This is a genomic window from Pseudomonas sp. 22526, assembly GCF_052044735.1.
GTDB classification, from domain to species: Bacteria; Pseudomonadota; Gammaproteobacteria; order Pseudomonadales; family Pseudomonadaceae; genus Aquipseudomonas; species Aquipseudomonas piscium.
The window spans coordinates 114,464-135,682 of record NZ_JBQENK010000001.1 but is presented as its reverse complement, the minus strand read 5'-3'; the positions used below and the strand labels follow the sequence as shown (position 1 = coordinate 135,682).

General features: G+C 65.0%; 21 protein-coding genes. 8 read left to right on the top strand and 13 right to left on the bottom strand.

Going from position 1 to position 21,219, the window contains the following annotated elements:
- Positions 1 to 14: 14 nt before the first annotated feature.
- The 3 genes from ACTJKT_RS00615 (at position 15) to ACTJKT_RS00605 (ending at position 2,832) form a co-directional block, all read left to right on the top strand.
- Entirely contained in the window at positions 15 to 548 is a 534-nt protein-coding gene (locus ACTJKT_RS00615; protein WP_440785755.1) for a GNAT family N-acetyltransferase, read from the top strand.
- Positions 549 to 782: 234 nt separating this feature from the next.
- Entirely contained in the window at positions 783 to 1,955 is a 1,173-nt protein-coding gene (locus tag ACTJKT_RS00610; protein ID WP_440785754.1) for an MFS transporter, read from the top strand.
- A gap of 169 nt (positions 1,956 to 2,124) precedes the next feature.
- Complete coding sequence (locus ACTJKT_RS00605; RefSeq protein WP_440785753.1) at positions 2,125 to 2,832, top strand: HPP family protein; 708 nt, start codon at positions 2,125 to 2,127, stop codon at positions 2,830 to 2,832.
- 180 nt (positions 2,833 to 3,012) lie between these two features.
- Here the strand turns inward: ACTJKT_RS00605 and ACTJKT_RS00600 are convergent, their stop codons facing one another.
- Positions 3,013 to 3,876, bottom strand: a complete 864-nt coding sequence (locus tag ACTJKT_RS00600; protein ID WP_097303441.1) for a LysR family transcriptional regulator — start codon at positions 3,874 to 3,876, stop codon at positions 3,013 to 3,015.
- A gap of 318 nt (positions 3,877 to 4,194) precedes the next feature.
- Between ACTJKT_RS00600 and ACTJKT_RS00595 the strand changes: the two genes are divergently transcribed.
- Genes ACTJKT_RS00595 through ACTJKT_RS00585 form a run of 3 tightly spaced genes read left to right on the top strand, consistent with a single transcriptional unit; the run spans position 4,195 to position 7,023 of the window.
- A complete protein-coding gene (locus ACTJKT_RS00595) occupies positions 4,195 to 4,608 on the top strand; it encodes a GtrA family protein (protein WP_440785752.1) in 414 nt (137 codons plus the stop codon).
- A gap of 25 nt (positions 4,609 to 4,633) precedes the next feature.
- The gene (locus ACTJKT_RS00590; RefSeq protein WP_440785751.1) at positions 4,634 to 5,587 is read left to right on the top strand and encodes a glycosyltransferase family 2 protein; all 954 of its coding nucleotides are present in this window, start codon (positions 4,634 to 4,636) and stop codon (positions 5,585 to 5,587) included.
- The gene (locus ACTJKT_RS00585) at positions 5,584 to 7,023 is read left to right on the top strand and encodes an ArnT family glycosyltransferase (RefSeq protein ID WP_440785750.1); all 1,440 of its coding nucleotides are present in this window, start codon (positions 5,584 to 5,586) and stop codon (positions 7,021 to 7,023) included. The genes ACTJKT_RS00590 and ACTJKT_RS00585 overlap by 4 nt, the downstream gene beginning before the upstream one ends.
- Here ACTJKT_RS00585 and astA read toward each other — a convergent pair.
- The 7 genes from astA to ACTJKT_RS00550 all read right to left on the bottom strand — a co-directional run bounded on the left by astA (position 6,983) and on the right by ACTJKT_RS00550 (position 12,782).
- Entirely contained in the window at positions 6,983 to 8,017 is a 1,035-nt protein-coding gene (gene astA, locus ACTJKT_RS00580) for an arginine N-succinyltransferase (RefSeq protein WP_440785749.1), read from the bottom strand. The genes ACTJKT_RS00585 and astA overlap by 41 nt on opposite strands.
- Positions 8,014 to 8,952 (bottom strand): citrulline utilization hydrolase CtlX, encoded by a 939-nt coding sequence (gene ctlX / locus ACTJKT_RS00575; protein WP_440785748.1) that lies wholly within the window; start codon positions 8,950 to 8,952, stop codon positions 8,014 to 8,016. The genes astA and ctlX overlap by 4 nt, the downstream gene beginning before the upstream one ends.
- A 232-nt stretch (positions 8,953 to 9,184) precedes the next feature.
- Positions 9,185 to 9,664 (bottom strand): Lrp/AsnC family transcriptional regulator, encoded by a 480-nt coding sequence (locus ACTJKT_RS00570; RefSeq protein ID WP_007974731.1) that lies wholly within the window; start codon positions 9,662 to 9,664, stop codon positions 9,185 to 9,187.
- A gap of 12 nt (positions 9,665 to 9,676) precedes the next feature.
- Positions 9,677 to 10,438, bottom strand: a complete 762-nt coding sequence (locus ACTJKT_RS00565) for an ABC transporter ATP-binding protein (protein ID WP_440785747.1) — start codon at positions 10,436 to 10,438, stop codon at positions 9,677 to 9,679.
- 58 nt (positions 10,439 to 10,496) lie between these two features.
- Positions 10,497 to 11,207, bottom strand: coding sequence for an ABC transporter permease (locus ACTJKT_RS00560; protein WP_440785746.1), 711 nt, complete (start codon positions 11,205 to 11,207; stop codon positions 10,497 to 10,499).
- Entirely contained in the window at positions 11,204 to 11,929 is a 726-nt protein-coding gene (locus ACTJKT_RS00555; protein ID WP_440785745.1) for an ABC transporter permease, read from the bottom strand. Before ACTJKT_RS00555 ends, ACTJKT_RS00560 begins: the two co-directional genes overlap by 4 nt.
- A 73-nt stretch (positions 11,930 to 12,002) precedes the next feature.
- The gene (locus ACTJKT_RS00550; protein ID WP_440785744.1) at positions 12,003 to 12,782 is read right to left on the bottom strand and encodes a transporter substrate-binding domain-containing protein; all 780 of its coding nucleotides are present in this window, start codon (positions 12,780 to 12,782) and stop codon (positions 12,003 to 12,005) included.
- Positions 12,783 to 13,254: 472 nt separating this feature from the next.
- Here ACTJKT_RS00550 and ACTJKT_RS00545 point away from each other — a divergent pair, with 472 nt between their 5' ends.
- Both ACTJKT_RS00545 and ACTJKT_RS00540 read left to right on the top strand, forming a co-directional pair.
- Entirely contained in the window at positions 13,255 to 14,376 is a 1,122-nt protein-coding gene (locus ACTJKT_RS00545) for an enoyl-CoA hydratase/isomerase family protein (RefSeq protein ID WP_440785743.1), read from the top strand.
- A 3-nt stretch (positions 14,377 to 14,379) separates the two neighbouring features.
- A complete protein-coding gene (locus tag ACTJKT_RS00540) occupies positions 14,380 to 15,540 on the top strand; it encodes an acyl-CoA dehydrogenase family protein (RefSeq protein ID WP_440785742.1) in 1,161 nt (386 codons plus the stop codon).
- 65 nt (positions 15,541 to 15,605) lie between these two features.
- Here the strand turns inward: ACTJKT_RS00540 and ACTJKT_RS00535 are convergent, their stop codons facing one another.
- Genes ACTJKT_RS00535 through ACTJKT_RS00515 form a run of 5 tightly spaced genes read right to left on the bottom strand, consistent with a single transcriptional unit; the run spans position 15,606 to position 21,185 of the window.
- Positions 15,606 to 16,379: an enoyl-CoA hydratase gene (locus ACTJKT_RS00535; protein WP_440785741.1), complete on the bottom strand. Its 774-nt coding sequence runs from the start codon at positions 16,377 to 16,379 to the stop codon at positions 15,606 to 15,608.
- A 20-nt stretch (positions 16,380 to 16,399) separates the two neighbouring features.
- Positions 16,400 to 17,527: an acyl-CoA dehydrogenase gene (locus tag ACTJKT_RS00530; RefSeq protein ID WP_440785740.1), complete on the bottom strand. Its 1,128-nt coding sequence runs from the start codon at positions 17,525 to 17,527 to the stop codon at positions 16,400 to 16,402.
- A 9-nt stretch (positions 17,528 to 17,536) separates the two neighbouring features.
- Positions 17,537 to 18,724 carry an acetyl-CoA C-acyltransferase gene (locus tag ACTJKT_RS00525; protein WP_440785739.1) on the bottom strand — a complete coding sequence of 396 codons (1,188 nt, stop codon included), beginning with the start codon at positions 18,722 to 18,724 and terminating at the stop codon, positions 17,537 to 17,539.
- A gap of 16 nt (positions 18,725 to 18,740) precedes the next feature.
- The gene (locus tag ACTJKT_RS00520; protein WP_025808978.1) at positions 18,741 to 19,502 is read right to left on the bottom strand and encodes a 3-hydroxyacyl-CoA dehydrogenase; all 762 of its coding nucleotides are present in this window, start codon (positions 19,500 to 19,502) and stop codon (positions 18,741 to 18,743) included.
- 18 nt (positions 19,503 to 19,520) lie between these two features.
- On the bottom strand, positions 19,521 to 21,185 hold the full coding sequence (locus ACTJKT_RS00515; protein ID WP_440785738.1) for an AMP-binding protein: 1,665 nt from the start codon (positions 21,183 to 21,185) through the stop codon (positions 19,521 to 19,523).
- Positions 21,186 to 21,219 lie beyond the last annotated feature (34 nt).

The following is a 21,219-nucleotide window of genomic DNA, read 5'->3' as shown; positions in this document are numbered from 1 at the left end:
TACACTCGCGCCCCATGACTCTGCACATCCGCCTGGCCACCGAGGCCGATGCCATTCTGCTCCCCGCCATCGAACGCAGCGCCGCCGCGCTGTTTCGCCGCGACCCCGAACTGGCCTGGCTGGCCGACGCCGAGGTGCCCGATGCGATGCATCACCTGGCTCATATCCGCCAGCAACGGGTGTGGGTCGCCGTGCTCGACCAGCAGGTGTGTGCCTTCCTCGACGCCGAGGCCTGCGCCGACGCGCTGCATATCTGGGAGATCTCGGTCGCCAGCAGCGCCCAGGGGCGCGGCATTGGCCGCCGCCTGCTGGAGACAGTGTGCGAACAGGCTCGCCAGCAAGGTTTCAGCGCCCTGACCCTGAGCACCTTTCGCCAGCTGCCGTGGAATGAACCCTTCTACCAGCGCTGCGGTTTTGTCACCCTGGACGCCGACCAACTGGAGCCGCGCCTGCAACAGGTGCTGGCCGAGGAAGCCCGCCACGGCCTGCCAGCAGCCCGGCGCTGCGCCATGCGCCTGGCCTTGCCTGCGAAATCCACACCCTTGTAGGAGCGAAGCTTGCTCGCGATGCACTTGAGTGCGCCGCGTTCATCCAATAAGTACGCGCCATCGNTAACGACCATCGCGAGCAAGCTTCGCTCCTACGGAAGATGGGGCGGTATTTGAGATGGGGTGCGGGTCCGTCTTGAAGTGCTTGCGCAACTGTCAGAGGATGGCAAGCCTGGGCTGCAGATCGCTACAGGGATTGTCGCCCACTCAGACATCAAGGACTCGTGCACCACAGTGGCCACTTATTCGCTGGTTATCCGCCGCCTGATGATCTGCTCGCTGACCATTGTCGTCAGTCGCGCCATCACCAGCCCCCTGCTCACCCTGTTCCTCAGCGAAAAACTCGGCCTCGACCAGCAGGACGTCGGCCTGCTGCTGGGGATCGCGGTGTTTATCGCCACCCTGCTCGCGCTCTATGGCGGCTACATTCTCGATCGCCTGGACAAGCGCCGGCTGCTGATCCTGACCATGCTCTCCAGTGGCATCGGCTTTGTGCTGCTGACCTTCGCCCACAACCTCTACCTGACCACCGCGATCCTGGTGATCACCGAAACCGCTTCGGCGCTGTTCCTGATCGGCTCCAAGGCGATCATCAGCGAAAACCTGCCGGTGAGTCAGCGGGCCAAGGTGTTCTCCCTGCGCTACACCCTGACCAATATCGGCTATGCCACCGCGCCCATGCTCGGCGTGGTGATCGCCGGGTATCAGCCGTTGGCGCCGTTTCTGATCGCCGGCGCCATCGCCTTCCTCAGCACCTTGCTGATGCGCGGCCTGCCAGCCACGCCAGGGGGGTCGTCGCTGAACAAGCCGCAGAGCTTCCTCACCACCCTGGTGACCCTGAAAAACGACCGCACACTGATCATGTTCACCTGCGGCTGCCTGCTCAGCACCATCGTCCACGGGCGTTTCACCCTCTACCTGTCGCAATACCTGTTGGTCACCGAAGACGCAAAAACCACCCTCGACACCATGGCCGCCCTGCTGGCCTGCAACGCCATCAGCGTGATCCTGCTGCAGTACCAGATCGGTCGTTTCCTCAAGCGCGAACAGCTGCGCTACTGGATCGCCGCCGGCACCAGCCTGTTCATCCTCGGCCTGATCGGCTTCAGCCTGGCTGACAGCCTGCTGGGCTGGTGCCTGGCGATGTTCGTCTTCACCCTCGGCGAGATGATCATCTACCCGGCGGAATTCCTGTTCATCGACACCCTGGCTCCGGAGGAGCTGCGCGGCAGCTATTACGGCGCGCAGAACCTCGCGGCCCTGGGCGGCGCCTTGAGCCCGGTGATCTGCGGCTACCTGCTGGTACATACCCCGGCGCCGACCATGTTCTATGCCCTGAGCGCCTTGGCGGCCCTGGGCGGCTTGCTGTGTTTCATGAGCGGGCGGCGGGTGGCGCAGATCGCTTAAGTGCAAAAATAATGCACTTGAACAGCATTATTATGAATTTGTAGGCACTTCGATTGATCGGCACACTGTGCCGGTTCCTCCCCCCAAATGTTGGAACGTTTCAGGGCTTTCTGGTGATCCAGACAAGCCCTTCTTTTTGCCCGCAGAACCGGAATTGGATCGCTTCGTCATGCTTGCTCGCTGGAAACCCGCCGCCATCAATACCCGCCCCTCGGAATGGAGCCGCGCCGCGATCGGCATGGCCCTGGGCACGCTGTTCAGTGTCTGGTTGTGCAGCCGGGTGTTCGGCATGGAGGTGGCGCTGCACCTGATCGGCCCGCTGGGAGCTTCGGCGGTGCTGCTGTTCGCGGTGTCGTCCGGGGCGCTGGCGCAACCCTGGTCGATCCTCGGCGGTTACCTGTGCGCCGCGGTCCTGGCGTTGCTGGTGGCCCATGTGCTCGGACGTACCCTGGGCAGCGCCTGCCTGGCCGCCGGCATGTCCCTGGTGCTGATGTGCTGGCTGCGCTGCCTGCATCCGCCGGCCGGCGCCGTGGCCCTGACGATGGTGCTGGCCGACCCGGCCACCATCGCCCTCGACTGGCTGGCCCTCGGCCCGGTAATGCTGGCGGCCCTGTGCCTGTTGCTCAGCGCCCTGGCCTACAACAACCTGACCCGCATCCGTTACCCCAAGGGCCAGAGTGAACCCGCGACCAAGCTGCCCGCCGATCACCCATCCACCGATGCCCAGGCCATCACTGCCGCCGACCTCAAGCTGGCGCTGGATGAAATGCAGGAGTTCTTCGACGTCACGCCGCAGGATCTGGAGCAACTGATCCATGCCAGCGAAGCCCATGCCCGTCGGCGGAGTATTGGTGAGGTGTTGGCGTCGCGGGTGTGAACTGAGTTTTTCCAGGCAGATGGCGGATGCAGGTTTTGCGGTTGCTACGCAACCGATCGCAGCCTCGCAGGCTCGGCAGCGGCTACGGCGGCCACGCGATCCCTGTAGCCGCTGCCGCAGGCTGCGATCGAGCGCGAAGCGGTCGCAAATCAGGCGCCGCATTTTCAAGGTTGCCCCCACTCAGATCATCGGATCCCAGCGCTGGGACCAGTCGGTGTCGCTGGCGATGACTTCGCGCAGCACCTCGAAGGCCTGCTGCAACTCCGCCGAATCCCGTTCGCGGGCATACAGCAGGTAGGTCGGGAAGTTGAACTCCGGGGCCTTTTCCACCCGTTCCAGCACGCCGCTGTCCAGGTAGCTTTGCACCACCCGGGTACGGAAGTAGCCGCTGCCGCCGCCTTCGAGGATGAACTGCAAGGCCAGCGGCCCGAGGTTGAAACCCACCGCAGCCTTGGCCTGGTCCGGCAGCGCCGCGTCGTGCTGGCGGCGGAAGTCCTCGCCCCAGTCGATGTACACGTAAGGCTCGGGCCTGCCGGCCAGGCGCACCAGGATCAGCTTTTCCTCCAGCAACTGCTCGACCTGCAACCCCGGCCCGTACACCGGCTGGAACAGCAGCGCGGCGTCCAGCACACCCAGCTCCAGCTGGCGTTGCAGGCTCGCGCCCTCGGCGATCTGGCTGCGCACGGCGTGACTGGGAATCGCCTGGCGCAAGCGGCGCACCCAGTTGAGCATCAGCGGATTGCACAGGCTGACTTCACCGCCGATATGCAGCACGTTGCGATAGCCGGCCAGCAGCGGCAGGTCGCGCTGGGCCGCTTCCCAGGTCTGCACCAGCTGGTTGGCGTAGACGATGAACGCCTCGCCGTCGGCGGTCAGCCGGGCCCCGGCACGGTTGCGCACGAACAGCTTGCAGTTGAGCTGGCCTTCGAGGTTCTGCACCCGGGCGCTGATCGCGGTCTGGGTCAGGTGCAGGCGCTCGGCCGCGGCGATCAGGCTGCCGCTGCGGACGATTTGCAAAAAGGTGCGGGCCAGGTCGATGTCCATGTTGCCTCTGGGTCACGAAAGTCGAGCGCCATTGTAACGACCCTCGGCCATCGAGCCAGGCTTTCAACTCTTGCCCAGTGCTTGAGCCTTACAAGCTGACGGCTGAATAACAACCAGGATATGTTCCAGTAAGTTTGCTTATTGTCCGTTCCGGCAACACCGCGACTTTACTGGCATCGAACACATAATGACTTATTTGTCAGGTTACTTCGTGAAATATCTTCCCCGACCGGACAAACAATATTTTCACAAAACACCCACTTAACATCGACACAACTCCTCCAAGAATTAACGCGCTCGCCACTCTGAGAATTGTCGATGTCGCGAATATTAAAAACACTCTTCAATCATTATCTGAAGCAACTTTCCCGCTATGCCCTGGTGGGCGTTCTCGCCACCTTGAGCCACTACGCGCTGTTCCTGGCCCTGATGGCTTGCATGCCGGCGCTGCTGGCAAGCCTGCTGGGTGCCGGCCTGGGCACCTGGGTCAGCTATCAGGGCAACCGGCGCTGGACCTTTTCCCGGGCGGCCCCCGAGGCCAGGGCCGATCAGGCCCTGCGCTTCTGCCTGACGGCCGCTGGCTACAACCTCGGCAATGCCCTGCTGATGCTGTTTCTGCTGCGCCTCGAACCTGACTCGCCCTTGCTGATGCAAGTGCTCAGCACCCTCTGCCTGACCCTGGTCAGTTACTGGATCAATCGAACCTGGACTTTTAAAAATGAAGTTGCCTAGTTGTGCTCGACCAGACACCCGCGAAATGCTCAGCGTCATTATCTGCTGCTATAACGAAGCCCATGTACTGCCCGAGTTCCATCGCCGCTTGATGTTGGTGATGGAGACACTTTCACTGGTCTACGAAGTTCTCTATGTGAACGACGGCAGCCAGGATGGCAGTTCCGAGTTATTGGAAGAATTCTGCCAGACGCCCCAAGTACGCTGCCTCAACTTGAGTCGCAACTTCGGCAAGGAATCGGCGATGTCCGCCGGGCTGGATCATGCCACCGGCGATGCGCTGCTGTTTATCGATGCCGACTTGCAGGACCCGCCCGAACTGATTCCGCTGATGGTCCGCCAGTGGTTGGCTGGCAATGACATCGTCAATATGCAGCGCAGCGACCGGCGCAGTGACACCGCGGGCAAGCGCCTGGGCGCGCAGCTCTACTACAAGCTGATGAACCTGCTGGTGGACAAGTACCCGGTGCCGCCGGACGTCAGCGACTTTCGCCTGATCGGCGCCGCGCCCCTGCATGCGCTGCGCAACATGCCCGAGCGGGCCACCCTGATGAAAGGCCTGGTCAACTGGCTGGGTTTCAAGACCGTGGAGATTCCCTACCAGCGGGCGCGCCGGGGCGCCGGCAAATCGAAGTGGAGCCCCATGGCCCTGGTGGACCTGGCCATGGAGGGCGTGCTGGCCTTCTCCCGCAAACCCCTGCGCTGGTTCAGCCTGCTCAGCCTGGCGATCCTGCTGCTGACCGGCGGCTACCTGCTGCGCCAATGGTTGGTCGATGCCTTCGACGTCCATCACCTGATCCTCGGCGCGCTGGCCCTGGCCCTGGTGGGCATCGCCATGGTCGGCGAGTACATCGGCGCCACGCTGGTCGAGGTCAAGCGCCGCCCCCTGTATTTCCTGCGCAGCACCTTTGGCGGCTTTCCCCGGCGGCTGCAAGCGCCACCCACCATGCCATCCAGCGAACAAGACGAGATCCGATGAACAGCCTTTCAACCCGCCACCTGTGGTGGCTGCTGCTCGGCATCCTGGGCCTGCGCCTGATGACCCTCGGCCTTTACCCCCTGATGGACACCTCGGAAGCGCGCTACGCCGAGATGGCGCGCAAGATGCTCGAACTCGACGACTGGGTAACGCCGATGTTCAACTATGGCGTGCCCTTCTGGGGCAAGCCGCCGCTGGCCTTCTGGACCCAGGCCTTGAGCATGCAACTGCTGGGCATCAACGAGTTCGCCGCGCGCCTGCCCGCCTGGCTGTTGCACCTCGGCAGTTGCCTGATCCTGATCCGCTTTGCCCGCGAGGAATACGACGAGCGCACCGGGCTGGTGGCGGCCATCCTGTTTTCCAGCTCCAGCCTGGGCCTGGTCTCGGCGGGCGTGGTGCTGACCGATCCGGCCCTGGGTTTCGCCGTGCTGCTGGCCTGTTATGGCTTCTGGCGCGGCACCCTGTACGGCGACCGGGCCTGGGCCCTGGCCGGCTTCTTCGGCCTGGGCCTGGGGTTGCTGGCCAAGGGGCCGCTGGCGCTGGTGCTGGTGGGCGCCCAGGCGGGGCTCTGGACCTTGCTGAACAAACAATGGCGCGCCCTTCGGGCCCTGCCCTGGTTCAGCGGCCTGTCGCTGATGCTACTGGTGGCGCTGCCCTGGTATATCTGGGCCGAACTGCGCAGCCCCGGGTTTCTCGATTACTTCCTGGTGGGCGAACACTGGAAGCGTTATGTGATCAGCGACTGGGCCGGCGACCTGTATGGCAGCGCCCATGCGCGCCCCACCGGCAGCATCTGGCTCGACCTATTGCTGGCGCTGTTCCCGTGGAGTCTGTTGCTGCCCCTGCTGTATGGGGTGTATCGGCAGCATGCGAACACGAGCCGCAGCCTGAGCTTTATCAGCTTGTGGGCGCTCACCACTCCGCTGTTCTTTACCTTCTCCGGCAATATCCTATGGACCTATGTGCTGCCCGCCCTGCCCGCCTGGTGCCTGCTGCTGGCACTGGCCCTGCGCGCGCGCTTGAACGCCCCCGGCAAGCTGGTGGCCGGCCTGGCGCTGGCCTTGCCCCTGGGATTGACGGTGGCGGTGGTCGAGGGCGGCACCTTCCAGCGCCCGCAGAATCAGCAAGACCTGGCCAGGGCCTGGAGCGACCTGCAGGCGACGGAGGCCGCGCCGCTGTACTACTGGGGGTGGCGCTCCTACTCCGGGGAGTTCTACAGCGCGGGACAGGCGCGGCGGATCAAGAGCCTCGCCGAACTGCCCGACAGCGGCGCCTTCTACCTGGCGCGCCGGGCCAAAGACCTCGACCAGGACCGCGCGCAGCTGCAACCCCTGGGCTGCGAGGAGCGGCTGCGGCTTAGCCAGAGCGTGCTGTTCAAGTGCGCGGGCGTTGACCCTAGGCCGCCGACAACTGGCGCTCCGGCACCGCCAGGCTGACTGCCCGCACCGAAGCCCCGGCGACCAGGCCCAGGGCCTGCGCGGTGCTCGCATCGACGATCAGGGTGCCGGCGACGACCCGGGCCGCCGCCGCGGTAATCCGGCACTCGGCGAACTGGCGGTTGTGGATCAGGTAGGGTTCGGCCTGCTCGCCCGGGGTGCCGATGCTCAGTTGCAGCACCTGGCTGTCGCGCACCGCGCGGATCTCGCTGGTATCGCATTCGATCAGCGGCCCGCCGTCGAAGATGTCGATGTAGTCCTTGAAGCCGAACCCTTCGGCCTTGAGCATGCCCAGGGCCGGCTCGGTGTTGGGGTGCACCCGGCCGATCACCGCCCGGGCCGACTCCGGCAGCAGGCAGGTGGGCAGCGGGAACTTGGGCATCAGCTCGGCGATAAAGGTCTTGTTGCCCAGGCCGGTGAGGTAGTCGGCGTCGGCGAAGTCCATCTTGAAGAAGTGCCGACCCAGGCCTTCCCAGAACGGCGACACACCGTCCGCGTCGGAATAGCCGCGCATCTCGGCGATCACCTTGTCGCCGAAGTGCTGGCGGAACTCGGCCAGGAACAGGAAACGCGCCTTGGACAACAGCCGGCCGTTGAGGCCACTGCGGTGATCGGCGTGGAGGAACAGCGAGCACAGCTCGGAATGCCCGGTCATGTCGTTGCCCAGGAACAGGGTCGGCAACTGCTGGTTGATCCCCAGGTTCTTCGAGGCAGCGACAAACAGCCCGAGCCGGTAGTTGTACCAGGGCTCGCGCATGCCCACGGCGCCGGCCAAGGCGCAGATGCCCACGGCCTCGCCGCTGTCGCCCTCGAGCACGAACAGGTAGTCGGCATCGGCCCGCTCGGCCGCGCCGGCGAAGGTCTTTTCCGCCCATTCCAGGCGCAGGCGCAAGCGCACGGCGTCGGCGGGCAAGGTGGTCAGGCCGGTTCCGGCGCTGTGGGCCAGGGCCAGCAAGGCCGGCAGGTCATTCAGGGTGGCAGGACGAACGATCATCGCGCGTGCTCCAGGTGGGGTTGGCGTTTGGGTAGATAGACCTCGGCGAGCATGCAGCGGGCGCTGCCGCCGCCGATGCGTTCGATGGTGTCGATGTTCACCGGCAACGGCCTGGCGTGGCGCTCCACCAAACGGCGCTGCTCGCTATCCAGGGAATTCCAGGCGGTGCGCGACATCACCAGCAGCGGCTCGCCGGCGGCGTTGTGCACTTCGAGCATGTTGCCGGCGAAGGATTCCAGCTGTTCCCAACTGAGGGCCATGATCTGCTTGCCGCTGCCTTCCAGGCGCGAGCGCAGCGCATGGCGTTCGCCGACGTCGCAGAGGGACTCCAGGCAGGCCACGGCCAGGCGCCTGCCGACGCTCATCATCACGTTGGTGTGATAGATGGCCACGCCCTGGCGGTCGACGGCGTTGAACGCGCACAGCTCGTAGCCCAGGTGCGCGACCAGCTGGTCCAGGGCCCGGGCGTGGGTGCGGGTGGAATAACCGGCGTAGCAGATCCGCTGCTCGCGATCCAGGACCATGCTGCCGGTGCCTTCGAGAAACACTTCCTGCTGTTCCAGGCTGGACAGGTCCAGCAGTTGCTCGACCCGGTATTCCTCGCGCAGCCAGTCGAGCACGCCCTTGTCGCGCTCCAGGCGGCGGTTGTGGCCCTGCATCGGGTACAGCACCAGGGTGCCGTCCGGGTGACTGCTCCACCAGTTGTTGGGGAAGATCGAGTCCGGGGTATGCGGGGCCTCGGCGTCGTTGTGCACCATGACCGTCACGCCCTCGGCCCGCAGCGCCGCGACATAGCCGTCGAACTCTTGCAGCGCCTTGATCTGCACGTCCTCGGAGCAGGCCGCGGGACGCTGGAAGCGGTTGTTTGCCGCAGTGTCCTGGTTGAAGGAAAAACGGGTCGGGCGAATCATCAAGACGGTATCGGTGGTTTGCATGGGGCACAGATTCGATGAGGGTTGAGAGGTGCTCATTGTCTGTTCGGGCCACGGAAAAACCCGGCTGATCCGGGGGGTTGCCATGCAGGAAATGGCTGAAAGAAGGCTGTGCGGCAGCCGATTCGGTGGGCTGAATCTCAGATGTTTTTTGAATGGGAAAACGTCATCGCGGGCAAGCTCCGCTCCTNGGAGCGAGGCTTGCCCGCGATGCTTTCAAGGCCGCTGACGCGGTTTACTCCATGGTGGTCTTGACCATCGCCAGTTCGGGGTGGCTGACCAGCTTGTCGATATGCAGGTCCGGGTCGTCGAACCAGACTTCGGTCAGCACCCGGTAATGCTCCATGTCGCGGCAGCGCATGCGCAGGCTGTAGTCGAAGGCGCCGCTGATCAGGCGGCATTCGAGCACCTGCGGGCAGGCGCGGACCTTGGCCTCGAAGGCCTTCTGCGCGGCGCGCCCGCTCTGGTTGGACAGCGCGACCAGGACCAGCAGGGACAAGCCGGGCGTGAGCTTCTTCTCGTCGAGAATCGCCCCGTAGCCGCGGATCACGCCCAGCTGTTCGAGCTTGCGCACCCGCTCCAGGCACGGCCTGGGGGTCAGGTGCACGCGCTCGGAGAGTTTCTGGTAGGTGATGCGCCCTTCGTGGCGCAGCACCTCGATGATGGCCTGATCGATCCGATCAAGCACGATCGACAGGTCGCGGATGTCCGCCATGGATGTCTTGCCTCACTTCAAACGGCCGGATAAAAACTGCTGCAAACGTTCACTCTGCGGGCGATCGAGAATAGTCGCATCGCCCTGCTCTTCCACCCGCCCCTGGTGCAGGAACAGCACCTGGCTGGAGACCTGGCGGGCGAAACCCATTTCGTGGGTCACCATCAGCATGGTGCGTCCCTCCTCCGCCAGCGCCTGGATCACCTTGAGCACTTCGCCCACCAGCTCCGGGTCCAGGGCCGAGGTCGGCTCGTCGAACAGCAGGATCTCCGGCTCCACCGCCAGCGCCCGGGCAATCGCCACCCGCTGCTGCTGGCCGCCGGAGAGGAAGGCCGGGTACTGCTCGGCGACCCGCTGCGGCAAACCCACCTTGTCCAGGTAGGCGCGGGCGCTGGCCTCGGCCTCCTTGCGGCTGCTGCCCAGCACCCGGCATGGCGCCAGCATGATGTTCTCCAGCACGCTCAGGTGGCTCCACAGGTTGAAGTGCTGGAACACCATGGCCAGGCGGGTGCGCAGGCGCTGCAACTGGGCCGGGCTGGCGACGCGCATGCCGCCGGGCGCGGAACGGGTGGCGATGCGCTCGCCGTCCAGTTCGATGTGGCCCTCGTCGGCCCGCTCCAGGAAGTTGATACAGCGCAGCATAGTGCTTTTGCCCGAACCGCTGGCGCCGATCATGCTCACCACGTCGCCGGCGCGAGCCTGTAACGAGACGCCCTTGAGCACTTCGTTGTCACCAAATCGCTTGTAGAGATTTTCAACGCTCAATTTGTACATGGAACACTCCTGGAGCGCCGGCCAGCGGCACTCCGCACAAAAAAATGGGAGGACCGCCTCAGTGCGCCGGCCCGAGGAAACTCAGCCAGCGACGCTCCGCCAGGCGGAAGGCGCCGACCAGGCCGAAGGACAGGCCCAGGTACAACAGGCCGGCGATGCCGAATGCCTGGAAGGTCATGAAGGTCGCGGCGTTGGCGTCCCGTGCCACCTTGAGGATGTCCGGGATGGTCGCGGTGAAGGCCACCGAGGTGGCGTGCAGCATCAGGATCACTTCGTTGCTGTAGTAGGGCAGCGCCCGGCGCAACGCCGACGGCAGGATCAGCCGCAGGTACAGGCGCCAGCCGCTGAGCCCGTAGGCATGGGCGGCCTCGATTTCGCCGTAGGGAATGCTGCGGATCGCCCCGGCGAAGATCTCCACCGTGTAGGCGCAGGTGTTGAGGGTGAAGGCCAGCAAAGTGCAGTTCATCGCATCGCGGAAGAAGGCTTCCAGCAAGGGTTGGGAGCGCACCGCGGCGATGCCGTAGATACCGCTGTAGCAGATCAGCAATTGGATATACAGCGGCGTGCCGCGAAACACATAGGTGAACAGCTGCACCGGCCAGCGCACCAGGCCCCAGCGCGAGGTGCGCATGATCGCCAGCGGCAGCGACAGGACAAAGCCCAGGGCGATACTCGCCACCAGCAGCCACAGGGTCATGGCCAGCCCGGTGAGGCCGTAGCCGTCGCTGAACAGAAAGGGTTTCCAGTATTCCTGAATCAATTCGATCATCGCGACAGCCCCCGCACGCCCTGGTTATAACGCCGCTCGAGTACCCGCAGCAGATAGTTGGAAGCACTGGTGATCAACAGGTACAGGGCGCCGGCCAGGAGCAGGAAATCCAGCATGTTGAAGGTGCTCTTGCCCGCCTCCTGGGCCACCTTGACCAGGTCCGACAGGCCGATGATCGACACCAGCGCCGTGGCCTTGAGCAGCACCAGCCAGTTGTTGCCCAGGCTGGGCAAGGCGAAGCGCATCATTTGCGGAAAGACCACGAAGCGAAAACGCTGCCAGCGGCTCAGGCCAAAGGCCGCGCCGGCCTCCTGCTGGCCCCGCGGCACGCTGAGGATCGCGCCGCGGAAGGTCTCGGTGAAATACGCGCCATAGATAAAGCCCAGGGTGACGATGCCGGCCACGAAGGGGTCGATCTCCATATAGGGCCAAGCCATGAACTCGGTCAGGCTGCTGAGCCAGCCCTGCAGGCTGTAGAAGATCAGCAGCATCAGCACCAGGTCCGGCACGCCACGGATCAGCGTGGTGTAGAAGGTCGCCGGCAGGTTGAACAGGCGCAGCGGCGACAGCTTGGCCGCCGCGCCGAGCAAGCCCAGGAGCATGCTCACCAGCAGCGACAGCGCCGAGAGTTTCAGGGTCACCCAGGTGCCATGCAGCAACAGCGGGCCATAGCCTTGCAGGGCCGCGAGGTCCAGGCCGAAAAGATTCAGGAAGGTATTCACGCCAGTCACCTTGAATGCGCCACGGCCAGGCCCTGCGTCGTGCTGTCACGACACAGTGCCCAGGGTGTGGGAATCAGTTGTTGTAGAGGTCCAGATCGCCGAAGTATTTGCGCTGGATCTGTGCGTAGATGCCCTTCTCATGCAGGGCCTTGATGGCGGCATTGAGCATGCCCTTGAGTTGTTCCTGGTCCTTGCGGATGCCGATGGCGATTTCCGCAGGCACCAATGGGTCGCTGATGCCCTGGCTGTTCTGGAAGTCGGCGCCCTGGGGCGAAGCGAGGAAGCTCATCTGCGCCTGCAGCTTGTCCTGGATCGAGGCGTCGAGGCGGCCGTACACCAGGTCGGCGTACACCTGGTCCTGGTTCTGGTAGGCCCGCAGCTTCACCCCGCCGGGGGCCAGCTTGGCCTTGGCGTAGGTTTCCTGGATGGTGCCCTGCATGTAGCCGATGGTCTTGCCCTTGAGGGACTCGGCGGTGGGTTCCAGGCCCGAGTCCTTGCGGGTGACGATGGCGGTCGGGCCGGCGTACAGCCGGTCGGTGAAGTCGATCTGCTTCTTGCGCGCCTCGGTGACGGTCATCGAGGATTCGATGGCGTCGAACTTGCCGGCCTTGAGCGCCGGGATCAGGCCGTCGAAATCGTTGCTGACCCACACGCACTTGACCTTGAGCTCGGCGCAGATCGCATTGCCCAGGTCCACGCCGAAACCTTGCACGCCACCCTCGGCGGTGGTCGATTCGAAGGGTGGGTAGCTTGGATTGACGCCGAAGCGCAGCTCTTTCCATTCCTTGGCGCTCGCGCCCGCCGAACAGAATGCCAACGCCAGTACAGGCACAGCCAGCCATTTATTGATCATCTTCAGAGTCCCGGATTATTTGGATTTATCGTGTTCCGGCCCAGGGCCGAAGCACACTTTTTTGACAGGGGCAGAGAGTCGGTGCGGTGTCCACCGCAGCAAGGTTGTTATTGTTTTTGGGTCGGCGTCGGTCGGCCTGCGACCGTGCCTTTCCCGCTCGCGGCGCTGGCAGCCAGCGTCTGCAACGGGTGGCCAGAATGCCAACAGATGAATGGGCCGAGGTGTCGTAACGGGCCGCCTGGACAGCCTGAATCAGCTGATAACGGCTCGTTGACAGCCGATTCTGTCGCGAGCCCGCTCCCACGGGCCCTGGATCGCGACACGCGGCGTCAAAGACGGCTACAGCTCATGCAAAAATGCACAGCCAACCTGCAGTTATCCCGGTTGTACATGGCAAATTTGCACTGTTACGATCCCTCATCGTTCGCGCGCGAACACACCTATAAAGAACAATAAAAGCAGGGAGTTAGTGATGACTGCTCAGGTTCCATCCCAGGCCACGCGAGACGCCGGCGCCACGTCGGTCGAGACCTCGCAACAGGACGTGCTGGCCGAAGTCCGCAACCACATCGGTCACCTGACCCTCAACCGCCCCGCCGGCCTCAATGCCATCACCCTCGGCATGGTGCGTACCCTGCAACTGCAGCTCGATGCCTGGGCCCAGGACCCGCAGGTGCACGCGGTGGTCCTGCGCGGCGCCGGCGAAAAAGCCTTCTGCGCCGGCGGCGATATCCGCACCCTCTACGACAGCTACAAGAACGGCCAGACCCTGCACGAGGAATTCTTCGTCGAGGAATACGCGCTGGACCTGGCGATCCACCACTACCGCAAGCCGGTGCTGGCGCTGATGGACGGTTTTGTCCTCGGCGGCGGCATGGGCCTGGTCCAGGGCGCCGACCTGCGCCTGGTCACCGAGCGCAGCCGCCTGGCGATGCCGGAAGTGGCCATAGGTTATTTCCCGGATGTCGGCGGCAGTTACTTCCTGTCGCGCATCCCCGGCGAGCTGGGGATCTACCTGGGGGTCAGCGGCGTGCAGATCCGCGCCGCCGATGCCCTGTACTGCGGCCTGGCGGACTGGTACCTGGAGAGCGACAAGCTGAGCCTGCTGGACCAGCGCCTGGACAATCTGCAATGGCGCGACACCCCGCTCAAGGACCTGCAGGGCCTGCTGGCCAAGCTCGCCGTGCGGCAGTTGCCGGACGCGCCACTGGCGGCGCTGCGCCCGGCCATCGACCATTTCTTCGCCCAGGCCGACGTACCGAGCATCGTGCAACAGCTGCGGGAAGTGACCCTGGGCGATACTCATGAATGGGCCACCAGCACCGCCGACCTGCTGGCGACCCGCTCGCCCCTGGCCATGGCCGTGACCCTGGAGATGCTCCGGCGTGGCCGCCAGCTGAGCCTGGAACACTGTTTCGCCCTGGAGCTGCACCTGGACCGCCAGTGGTTCGAGCGCGGCGACCTGATCGAGGGCGTGCGCGCCCTGCTGATCGACAAAGACAAGAACCCTCGCTGGAACCCGCCGACCCTGCAGGCGCTGGACGCCGCGCACGTGGCGAGTTTCTTCAGCGCTTTCGACCCGAGCCGGAGCTGAGCCATGCACGACATTGAATTGAGCGAAGAGCAGGTGATGATCCGCGACATGGCCCGGGACTTCGCCCGCGGTGAAATCGCCCCCCACGCCCAGGCCTGGGAAAAGGCCGGCTGGATCGACGACGCCCTGGTGGCGAAGATGGGCGAGCTGGGCCTGTTGGGCATGGTGGTGCCCGAGGAATGGGGCGGCACCTATGTCGACTACGTGGCCTACGCCCTGGCGGTGGAAGAAATTTCCGCCGGCGACGGCGCCACCGGCGCGCTGATGAGCATCCACAACTCGGTGGGCTGCGGGCCGATCCTCAACTACGGCAGCCAGGCACAGAAACAGACCTGGCTGGCGGACCTGGCCAGCGGCCAGGCGATCGGCTGCTTCTGCCTGACCGAACCCCAGGCCGGTTCCGAAGCCCACAACCTGCGCACCCGCGCCGAACTCAAGGACGGCCAGTGGGTGATCAACGGCGCCAAGCAGTTCGTCAGCAACGGCCGGCGCGCCAAGCTGGCCATCGTCTTCGCGGTGACCGATCCGGAGCTGGGCAAGAAAGGCCTGTCGGCGTTCCTGGTGCCCACCGACACCCCGGGATTCGTCGTCGACCGCAGCGAACACAAGATGGGCATCCGCGCCTCGGACACCTGCGCGGTGACCTTCAACCAGTGCAGCATTCCCGAGGCCAACCTGCTGGGCGAGCGCGGCAAGGGCCTGGCCATCGCCCTGTCCAACCTCGAAGGCGGGCGCATCGGCATCGCCGCCCAGGCCCTGGGCATAGCCCGCGCCGCGTTCGAAGCGGCGCTGGCCTACGCCCGCGAGCGGGTGCAGTTCGACAAACCGATCATCGAGCACCAGAGCATCGCCAACCTGCTGGCCGACATGCACACCCGCCTCAATGCCGCGCGCCTGCTGATTCTGCACGCCGCGCGCCTGCGCAGCGCCGGCAAGCCGTGCCTGTCGGAAGCCTCCCAGGCCAAGCTGTTCGCCTCGGAAATCGCCGAGCAGGTCTGCTCCTCGGCGATCCAGATCCACGGCGGCTACGGCTACCTCGAGGACTACCCGGTGGAGCGTTACTACCGGGACGCGCGGATCACCCAGATCTACGAGGGTTCCAGCGAGATTCAGCGCATGTTGATTGCCCGGGAGTTGAAGAACTATCTGTTGTGCCCGCGATAGCGTCCTCATGGGCACAAAAAAATCGCAGCCAAGGCTGCGATTTTCGTTTGTAGCAAAGACCCGCTTCAGCGGTCCTTGAACTGCGCCTCGCGCTTGGCGATAAACGCCGCCATGCCTTCCTTCTGATCCTCGGTGGCGAAGGCCGCGTGGAACACCCGGCGCTCGAAACGCACGCCTTCCGAGAGGCTGACTTCGAAGGCGCGGTTCACGCTTTCCTTGATCATCATGCTCACGGGCACCGACTTGGCGGCGATCAGCGCCGCGACTTTCAGCGCTTCGTCCAGCAACTCATCGGCCGGCACGATACGGGCGACGATGCCGCAACGCTCGGCCTCCACCGCATCGATGAAACGCCCGGTCAGGCACATTTCCATGGCCTTGGCCTTGCCCACGGCGCGGGTCAGGCGCTGGGTACCGCCCATGCCCGGCAGCACGCCGAGGTTGATTTCCGGTTGGCCGAACTTGGCGTTGTCGCCAGCCAGGATGAAGTCGCACATCAGCGCCAGCTCGCAGCCGCCGCCCAGGGCAAAACCGTTGACCGCGGCGATGATCGGCTTGCGCCGGTTGGCCACCCGGTCGCTGTCGCTGAACAGGTCGTCCATGTAGATCTGCGGGTAGGTCAGCTCGGCCATTTCCTTGATGTCGGCGCCGGCGGCGAAGGCCTTCTTCGAGCCGGTGAGGACGATGCAGCCGATTTGCGGATCGGCTTCCAGGCTGTCCAGGGCCTGGTTCACTTCGCTGACGATCTGCGCGTTGAGAGCGTTCAGCGCCTGCGGGCGGTTGAGGGTGATCAGGCCGACGCGGTCCTTGATCTCCAACAGAATAGTTTCGTAACTCATGGATCAGCTCCTGCTAAAAGTCAGAGGTTGCGCGAAATGACCATGCGCTGAATGTCGCTGGTGCCTTCGTAGATCTGGCAGACCCGCACGTCGCGGTAGATGCGCTCCAGCGGAAAGTCGTTCAAGTAGCCATAGCCGCCCAGGGTTTGCAAGGCGGCGGAACAGACCTTCTCGGCCATTTCCGAGGCGAACAGCTTGGCCATCGACGCCTCCACCAGCGCTGGCTTGCCGCTGTCGCGCAGGGCCGCGGCGTAGTGCACCATCTGCCGCGCCACGGCGATCTGGGTGGCCATGTCCGCCAGGCGGAAAGCCACCGCCTGATGCTCGATGATCGGTTTGCCGAAGCTCTGCCGTTCGCGGGCGTAGTCACGGGCGGCTTCGAAAGCCGCGCGGGCCATGCCCACCGATTGCGAGGCGATGCCCACGCGACCGCCTTCGAGGTTGGCCAGGGCGATCTTGTAGCCCTCGCCCTCCTCGCCCAGGCGATTCGCCACCGGCACCTTCACATCCTCGAAAAGGATCTGGCAGGTATCGGAGGCATGCTGGCCGAGCTTGTCTTCCACTCGCGCGACGCTGTAGCCCGGCGAGTCGGTGGGCACGATAAAGGCGCTGATGCCGCGCTTGCCGGCCGCCGGGTCGGTCATCGCGAAGACGATCACCACCCCGGCGTTCTGCCCGGAGGTGATGAACTGCTTGCAGCCATTGAGCACGTAATGCTCGCCCTCCAGCCGCGCCCGGGTTTTCAGGCTGCTGGCGTCGGAGCCGGCCTGGGGTTCGGTCAGGGCGAAGGCACCGAGCATGGCGCCGCTGGCCAGGGGCTTGAGGAAACGCTCCTTCTGCTCGTCGTTGCCGAACTTGAGGATCGGCACGCAACCCACCGAGTTGTGCACGCTCATGATGGTCGAGCAGGCGCCGTCGCCGGCGGCGATCTCTTCCAGGGCCATGGCATAGGCCAGGTAACCGGTGTCGCAGCCGCCCCACTGCTCCGGCACCAGCATGCCGAAGAAGCCCAGCCCGGCCATCTCGCCGATGGCCTCGCGGGGGAAGCGATGCTCGCGGTCCCACTCGGCGGCGAACGGTTTCAGGCGTTCCTGGGCGAACTGCCGGGCCGCGTCGCTGATCTGCTGTTGTTCGTCATTAGGCAGCATGGTGATTCCTTAATACAGGCATTCGATGGCCATGGCCGTGGCTTCGCCGCCGCCGATGCAGATGGCCGCGACGCCGCGCTTCAGGCCTTTCTGGCGCAGGGCCGAGAGCAGGGTCACCAGGATCCGCGCGCCGGACGCGCCGATCGGGTGGCCCAGGGCGCAGGCGCCGCCGTGGACGTTGACCTTGTCGTGGGGGATTTCCAGCTTCTGCATGGTGACCAGGCTGACCACGGCAAAGGCTTCGTTGATTTCGAACAGCTCGACCTGATCCAGCGACCAGCCGGTCTTCTTCATCAGTTTCTTGATCGCCCCGACCGGCGCCACCGGGAACAGCCCCGGGGTATCGGCAAATGCCGCGTGGCCGTGGATCACCGCCAGGGGCTTGAGCCCGCGCTTCTCGGCTTCGGAACGGCGCATCAGCACCAGGGCCGCGGCGCCGTCGGAGATCGAGCTGGAGTTGGCCGCGGTGACAGTGCCGCCGTCGCGGAACGCCGGTTTCAGCGCGGCGATCTTGTCCAACTTGGCCTTGGGCGGCTGTTCGTCGTCGCTGATGGTTTGCTGTTCCCTGCCGACGGTGACCTGCAGCGGCACGATTTCCGCCTTGAAGCTGCCGTCCTTGATCGCCTGTTGGGCGCGGGTCAGCGAGGCCACGGCGAAGTTGTCCTGGGCCTCGCGGCTAAAGCCGTTGGCTTCGGCGCAGTCTTCGGCGAAGGTGCCCATCAGCCGGCCCTTGTCGTAGGCGTCTTCGAGACCGTCGAGGAACATGTGGTCGAGCACCCGGCCGTGGCCCATGCGGTAGCCGCTGCGGGCGCGGTCCAGCAGGTACGGCGCGTTGGACATGCTTTCCATGCCGCCGGCGATCACCACCTCGGCGCTGCCGGCCAGCAGCATGTCGTGGGCGGCGATGGTCGCGGCCATGCCGGAGCCGCACATCTTGTTCAGGGTGGTGCAGCGGGTGGCCTTGTCCAGGCCGGCACCCAGCGCCGCCTGACGGGCCGGCGCCTGGCCGAGACCGGCCGGCAGCACGCAGCCGAACAGCACTTCATCGACACTGTCGCTGGCCACCCCGGCGCGCTCGACGGCGGCCTTGATGGCGGCGGCGCCCAACTGGGGCGCGGTCAGGCTTTTCAGCTCGCCCTGGAAACCGCCCATGGGGGTGCGGACGGCGCTGACGATAACGATCGGATCTTGGTTCATGAGAAGTCCTCCTTCCTTACTTGGCTGCCATGCGCAAGGCACCGTCGAGACGGATCACCTCGCCGTTGAGCATGCTGTTGCTAATGATATGCCCGACCAGCGCGGCGTACTCGTCCGGCTTGCCCAGGCGTGGCGGGAACGGCACGCCGGCGGCCAGGGAAGCCCGCACTTCGTCGCTCATGCCGGCCATCATCGGGGTTTCGAAAATGCCCGGGGCGATGGTCATCACCCGGATGCCGAAGCGCGCCAGCTCACGGGCGGCCGGCAGGGTCAGGCTGGCGATGGCGCCCTTGGAGGCGGCATAGGCGGCCTGGCCGATCTGCCCATCGAAGGCCGCCGCCGAGGCGGTGTTGATGATCACCCCGCGCTCGCCGTCGGCGTTCGGCTCGCTGTTGGCGATGGCCGCGGCGGCCAGGCGCATCAGGTTGAAGCTGCCGATCAGGTTGACGTTGATCACCTGGCTGAAGCTGGCCAGGGCATGGGGACCGTTCTTGCCGAGGATCTTTTCGCCGCGCACGATGCCGGCGCAGTTGACCAGCCCGTGCAGGCTGCCGAACGCCTTGAGGGTGGCCTGCACCGCCGCTTCGGCGGCCGCTTCGTCCGTGATATCGGCGACCGTGCTCTGGCAACCGAGCTGTCGCGCCTGGGCTTGCACGGCCTCGGCGTTGAGGTCCACCAGCATCACCTGGGCGCCGGCCTTGACCAGCATCTGCGCGGTGGCCGCACCGAGACCGGAAGCGCCGCCGCTGACGAGAAAAACCTTGTTTTCGATGTGCATCATGAGTTCCTGGGTAATTCAGGCCGAAGCCTTGTGCGCCGCGGCCTCTTGAGCCTTGGCGATTTCCTGGTTGCGCAGGATGAAGCGCTGCAACTTGCCGCTTGGGGTTTTCGGCAATTCGCTGACAAATTCGATTTCACGGGGGTACGAGTGCGCGGCCAGGCGCTTGCGCACGTACTGGCGCAATTCCTCGGCCAGCTCCGGCGTGGCGCGGTACTGGGCGCTGAGCACGACGAAGGCCTTGACCAGCTCGGTGCGCTCCGGATCGGGCTTGCCGATCACCGCCGCCTCGATCACCGCCGGGTGCTCGATCAGCGCGCTTTCCACGTCGAACGGACCGACCCGGTAACCCGAGGTGGTGATCACATCGTCGCTGCGCCCGACGAAGCTGATGCTGCCGTCCGGGTTCAGCTCCACGGTGTCACCGCTGAGGTAGTAATCGCCGACGAAGGCCTTGGTCACCACGCCGTCGTAGCCGTTGAACCAGAACATTGGCGACTGGCTGCGGTCGAGGGCGAGGATGCCCGGCTGGCCCACCGACAGTTCCTGGTGGTTGTCGTCGAGCACCACGATGCGATGGCCCGGCGAAGCGAAGCCGGCCGCGCCGACATGCACCGGGTGCTCCAGGCCATGGTGGTTGCACAAGACCATGCCCATCTCGGTCTGGCCGTAGTGGTCGTGGATCACCACGTCGAGGTTGTCGGCAAACCAGCGGATCACCTCCGGGTTCAGCGGCTCGCCGGCGCTGCTGACGATGCGCAGCTTGCCCTTGATCGACCGGGCGAACTCGTCGCCGCCGGCGATCAGCAGGCGGTATGCGGTCGGTGAACCGGTGAGGTTGGTGATCCCGTACTTGTTGATCACCCGGCAGGTGCTTTCCAGGGTGAAGGGGCCATCGTAGAAGGTGATCGGATGGCCCAGGCCCAGCGGGCCGGTGATGCCGAAGTAGATGCCGTAGGCCCAACCCGGGTCGGCGACGTTCCAGAACGCGTCTTCGGGGCGCAGGTCGACGGCGTCGCGGGTGTAGCTCTGGAACGCGACTATGGCCTTGAGCGGTACGTACAGGGCCTTGGACGGGCCGGTGGTGCCGGAGGTGAACATCAGCAGGAAGGGGTCTTCGCCGGTCAGCAGTACGGGTTCGCATTGCGCCGGGTAATTGGCCAGTTCGGCCCAGAAACTGAAGTCGCCGCGAACGATGCCCTGACCCTTGGCGCCCGCGACCGTGACTATGGTCGGGCAGTCCGCCACTTCAGCGAGCTTTGGCCGGTTGACCGCGTCGGTCACCACCAGCTTGGCCCCGGAACTGCTCAGGCGATGTTCGATGGCCTTGGGGCCGAAGGCGGTGAACAGCGGCTGGTAGACCGCGCCGATGCGCCAGGTGGCGAACACCACAATCAGCAGTTCGACGTTACGCGGCAGCAGGCCGGCGACCTTGTCGCCCTTCTGCACGCCCTGGGCCAGGAGGAAGTTGGCGAAACGCGCGGCCTGATCCTGCAACTCGCTGAAGGTGTAGGTCGCACTGCTGCCGTCGCGGCCCTCCCAGAACAGCGCGATACGTCCCGGCAAGGCGTGCCGGTCACAGCATTCGACGCAGGCATTGAGTGCCGACAAGGAGCCATGCAGGGCCGCATCGACGGTGTGCTGGTAATTGAAGTGTGCCGTGGCAGACAGGTAATCGCGCATTGCCAGAATCCCTCGCTGTTCTTATTAGGATGGG

Bases quoted from the DNA above. Each gene is read 5' to 3' on its own strand.
- ACTJKT_RS00615 (WP_440785755.1), top strand. From the start codon at position 15: ATGACTCTGCACATCCGCCTGGCCACCGAGGCCGATGCCATTCTGCTC.
- ACTJKT_RS00605 (WP_440785753.1), top strand. From the start codon at position 2,125: ATGCTTGCTCGCTGGAAACCCGCCGCCATCAATACCCGCCCCTCGGAA.
- ACTJKT_RS00600 (WP_097303441.1), bottom strand. From the start codon at position 3,876: ATGGACATCGACCTGGCCCGCACCTTTTTGCAAATCGTCCGCAGCGGC.
- ACTJKT_RS00595 (WP_440785752.1), top strand. From the start codon at position 4,195: ATGTCGCGAATATTAAAAACACTCTTCAATCATTATCTGAAGCAACTT.
- ACTJKT_RS00590 (WP_440785751.1), top strand. From the start codon at position 4,634: ATGCTCAGCGTCATTATCTGCTGCTATAACGAAGCCCATGTACTGCCC.
- ACTJKT_RS00585 (WP_440785750.1), top strand. From the start codon at position 5,584: ATGAACAGCCTTTCAACCCGCCACCTGTGGTGGCTGCTGCTCGGCATC.
- astA (WP_440785749.1), bottom strand. From the start codon at position 8,017: ATGATCGTTCGTCCTGCCACCCTGAATGACCTGCCGGCCTTGCTGGCC.
- ctlX (WP_440785748.1), bottom strand. From the start codon at position 8,952: ATGCAAACCACCGATACCGTCTTGATGATTCGCCCGACCCGTTTTTCC.
- ACTJKT_RS00570 (WP_007974731.1), bottom strand. From the start codon at position 9,664: ATGGCGGACATCCGCGACCTGTCGATCGTGCTTGATCGGATCGATCAG.
- ACTJKT_RS00565 (WP_440785747.1), bottom strand. From the start codon at position 10,438: ATGTACAAATTGAGCGTTGAAAATCTCTACAAGCGATTTGGTGACAAC.
- ACTJKT_RS00560 (WP_440785746.1), bottom strand. From the start codon at position 11,207: ATGATCGAATTGATTCAGGAATACTGGAAACCCTTTCTGTTCAGCGAC.
- ACTJKT_RS00550 (WP_440785744.1), bottom strand. From the start codon at position 12,782: ATGATCAATAAATGGCTGGCTGTGCCTGTACTGGCGTTGGCATTCTGT.
- ACTJKT_RS00545 (WP_440785743.1), top strand. From the start codon at position 13,255: ATGACTGCTCAGGTTCCATCCCAGGCCACGCGAGACGCCGGCGCCACG.
- ACTJKT_RS00540 (WP_440785742.1), top strand. From the start codon at position 14,380: ATGCACGACATTGAATTGAGCGAAGAGCAGGTGATGATCCGCGACATG.
- ACTJKT_RS00535 (WP_440785741.1), bottom strand. From the start codon at position 16,379: ATGAGTTACGAAACTATTCTGTTGGAGATCAAGGACCGCGTCGGCCTG.
- ACTJKT_RS00530 (WP_440785740.1), bottom strand. From the start codon at position 17,527: ATGCTGCCTAATGACGAACAACAGCAGATCAGCGACGCGGCCCGGCAG.
- ACTJKT_RS00525 (WP_440785739.1), bottom strand. From the start codon at position 18,724: ATGAACCAAGATCCGATCGTTATCGTCAGCGCCGTCCGCACCCCCATG.
- ACTJKT_RS00520 (WP_025808978.1), bottom strand. From the start codon at position 19,502: ATGCACATCGAAAACAAGGTTTTTCTCGTCAGCGGCGGCGCTTCCGGT.
- ACTJKT_RS00515 (WP_440785738.1), bottom strand. From the start codon at position 21,185: ATGCGCGATTACCTGTCTGCCACGGCACACTTCAATTACCAGCACACC.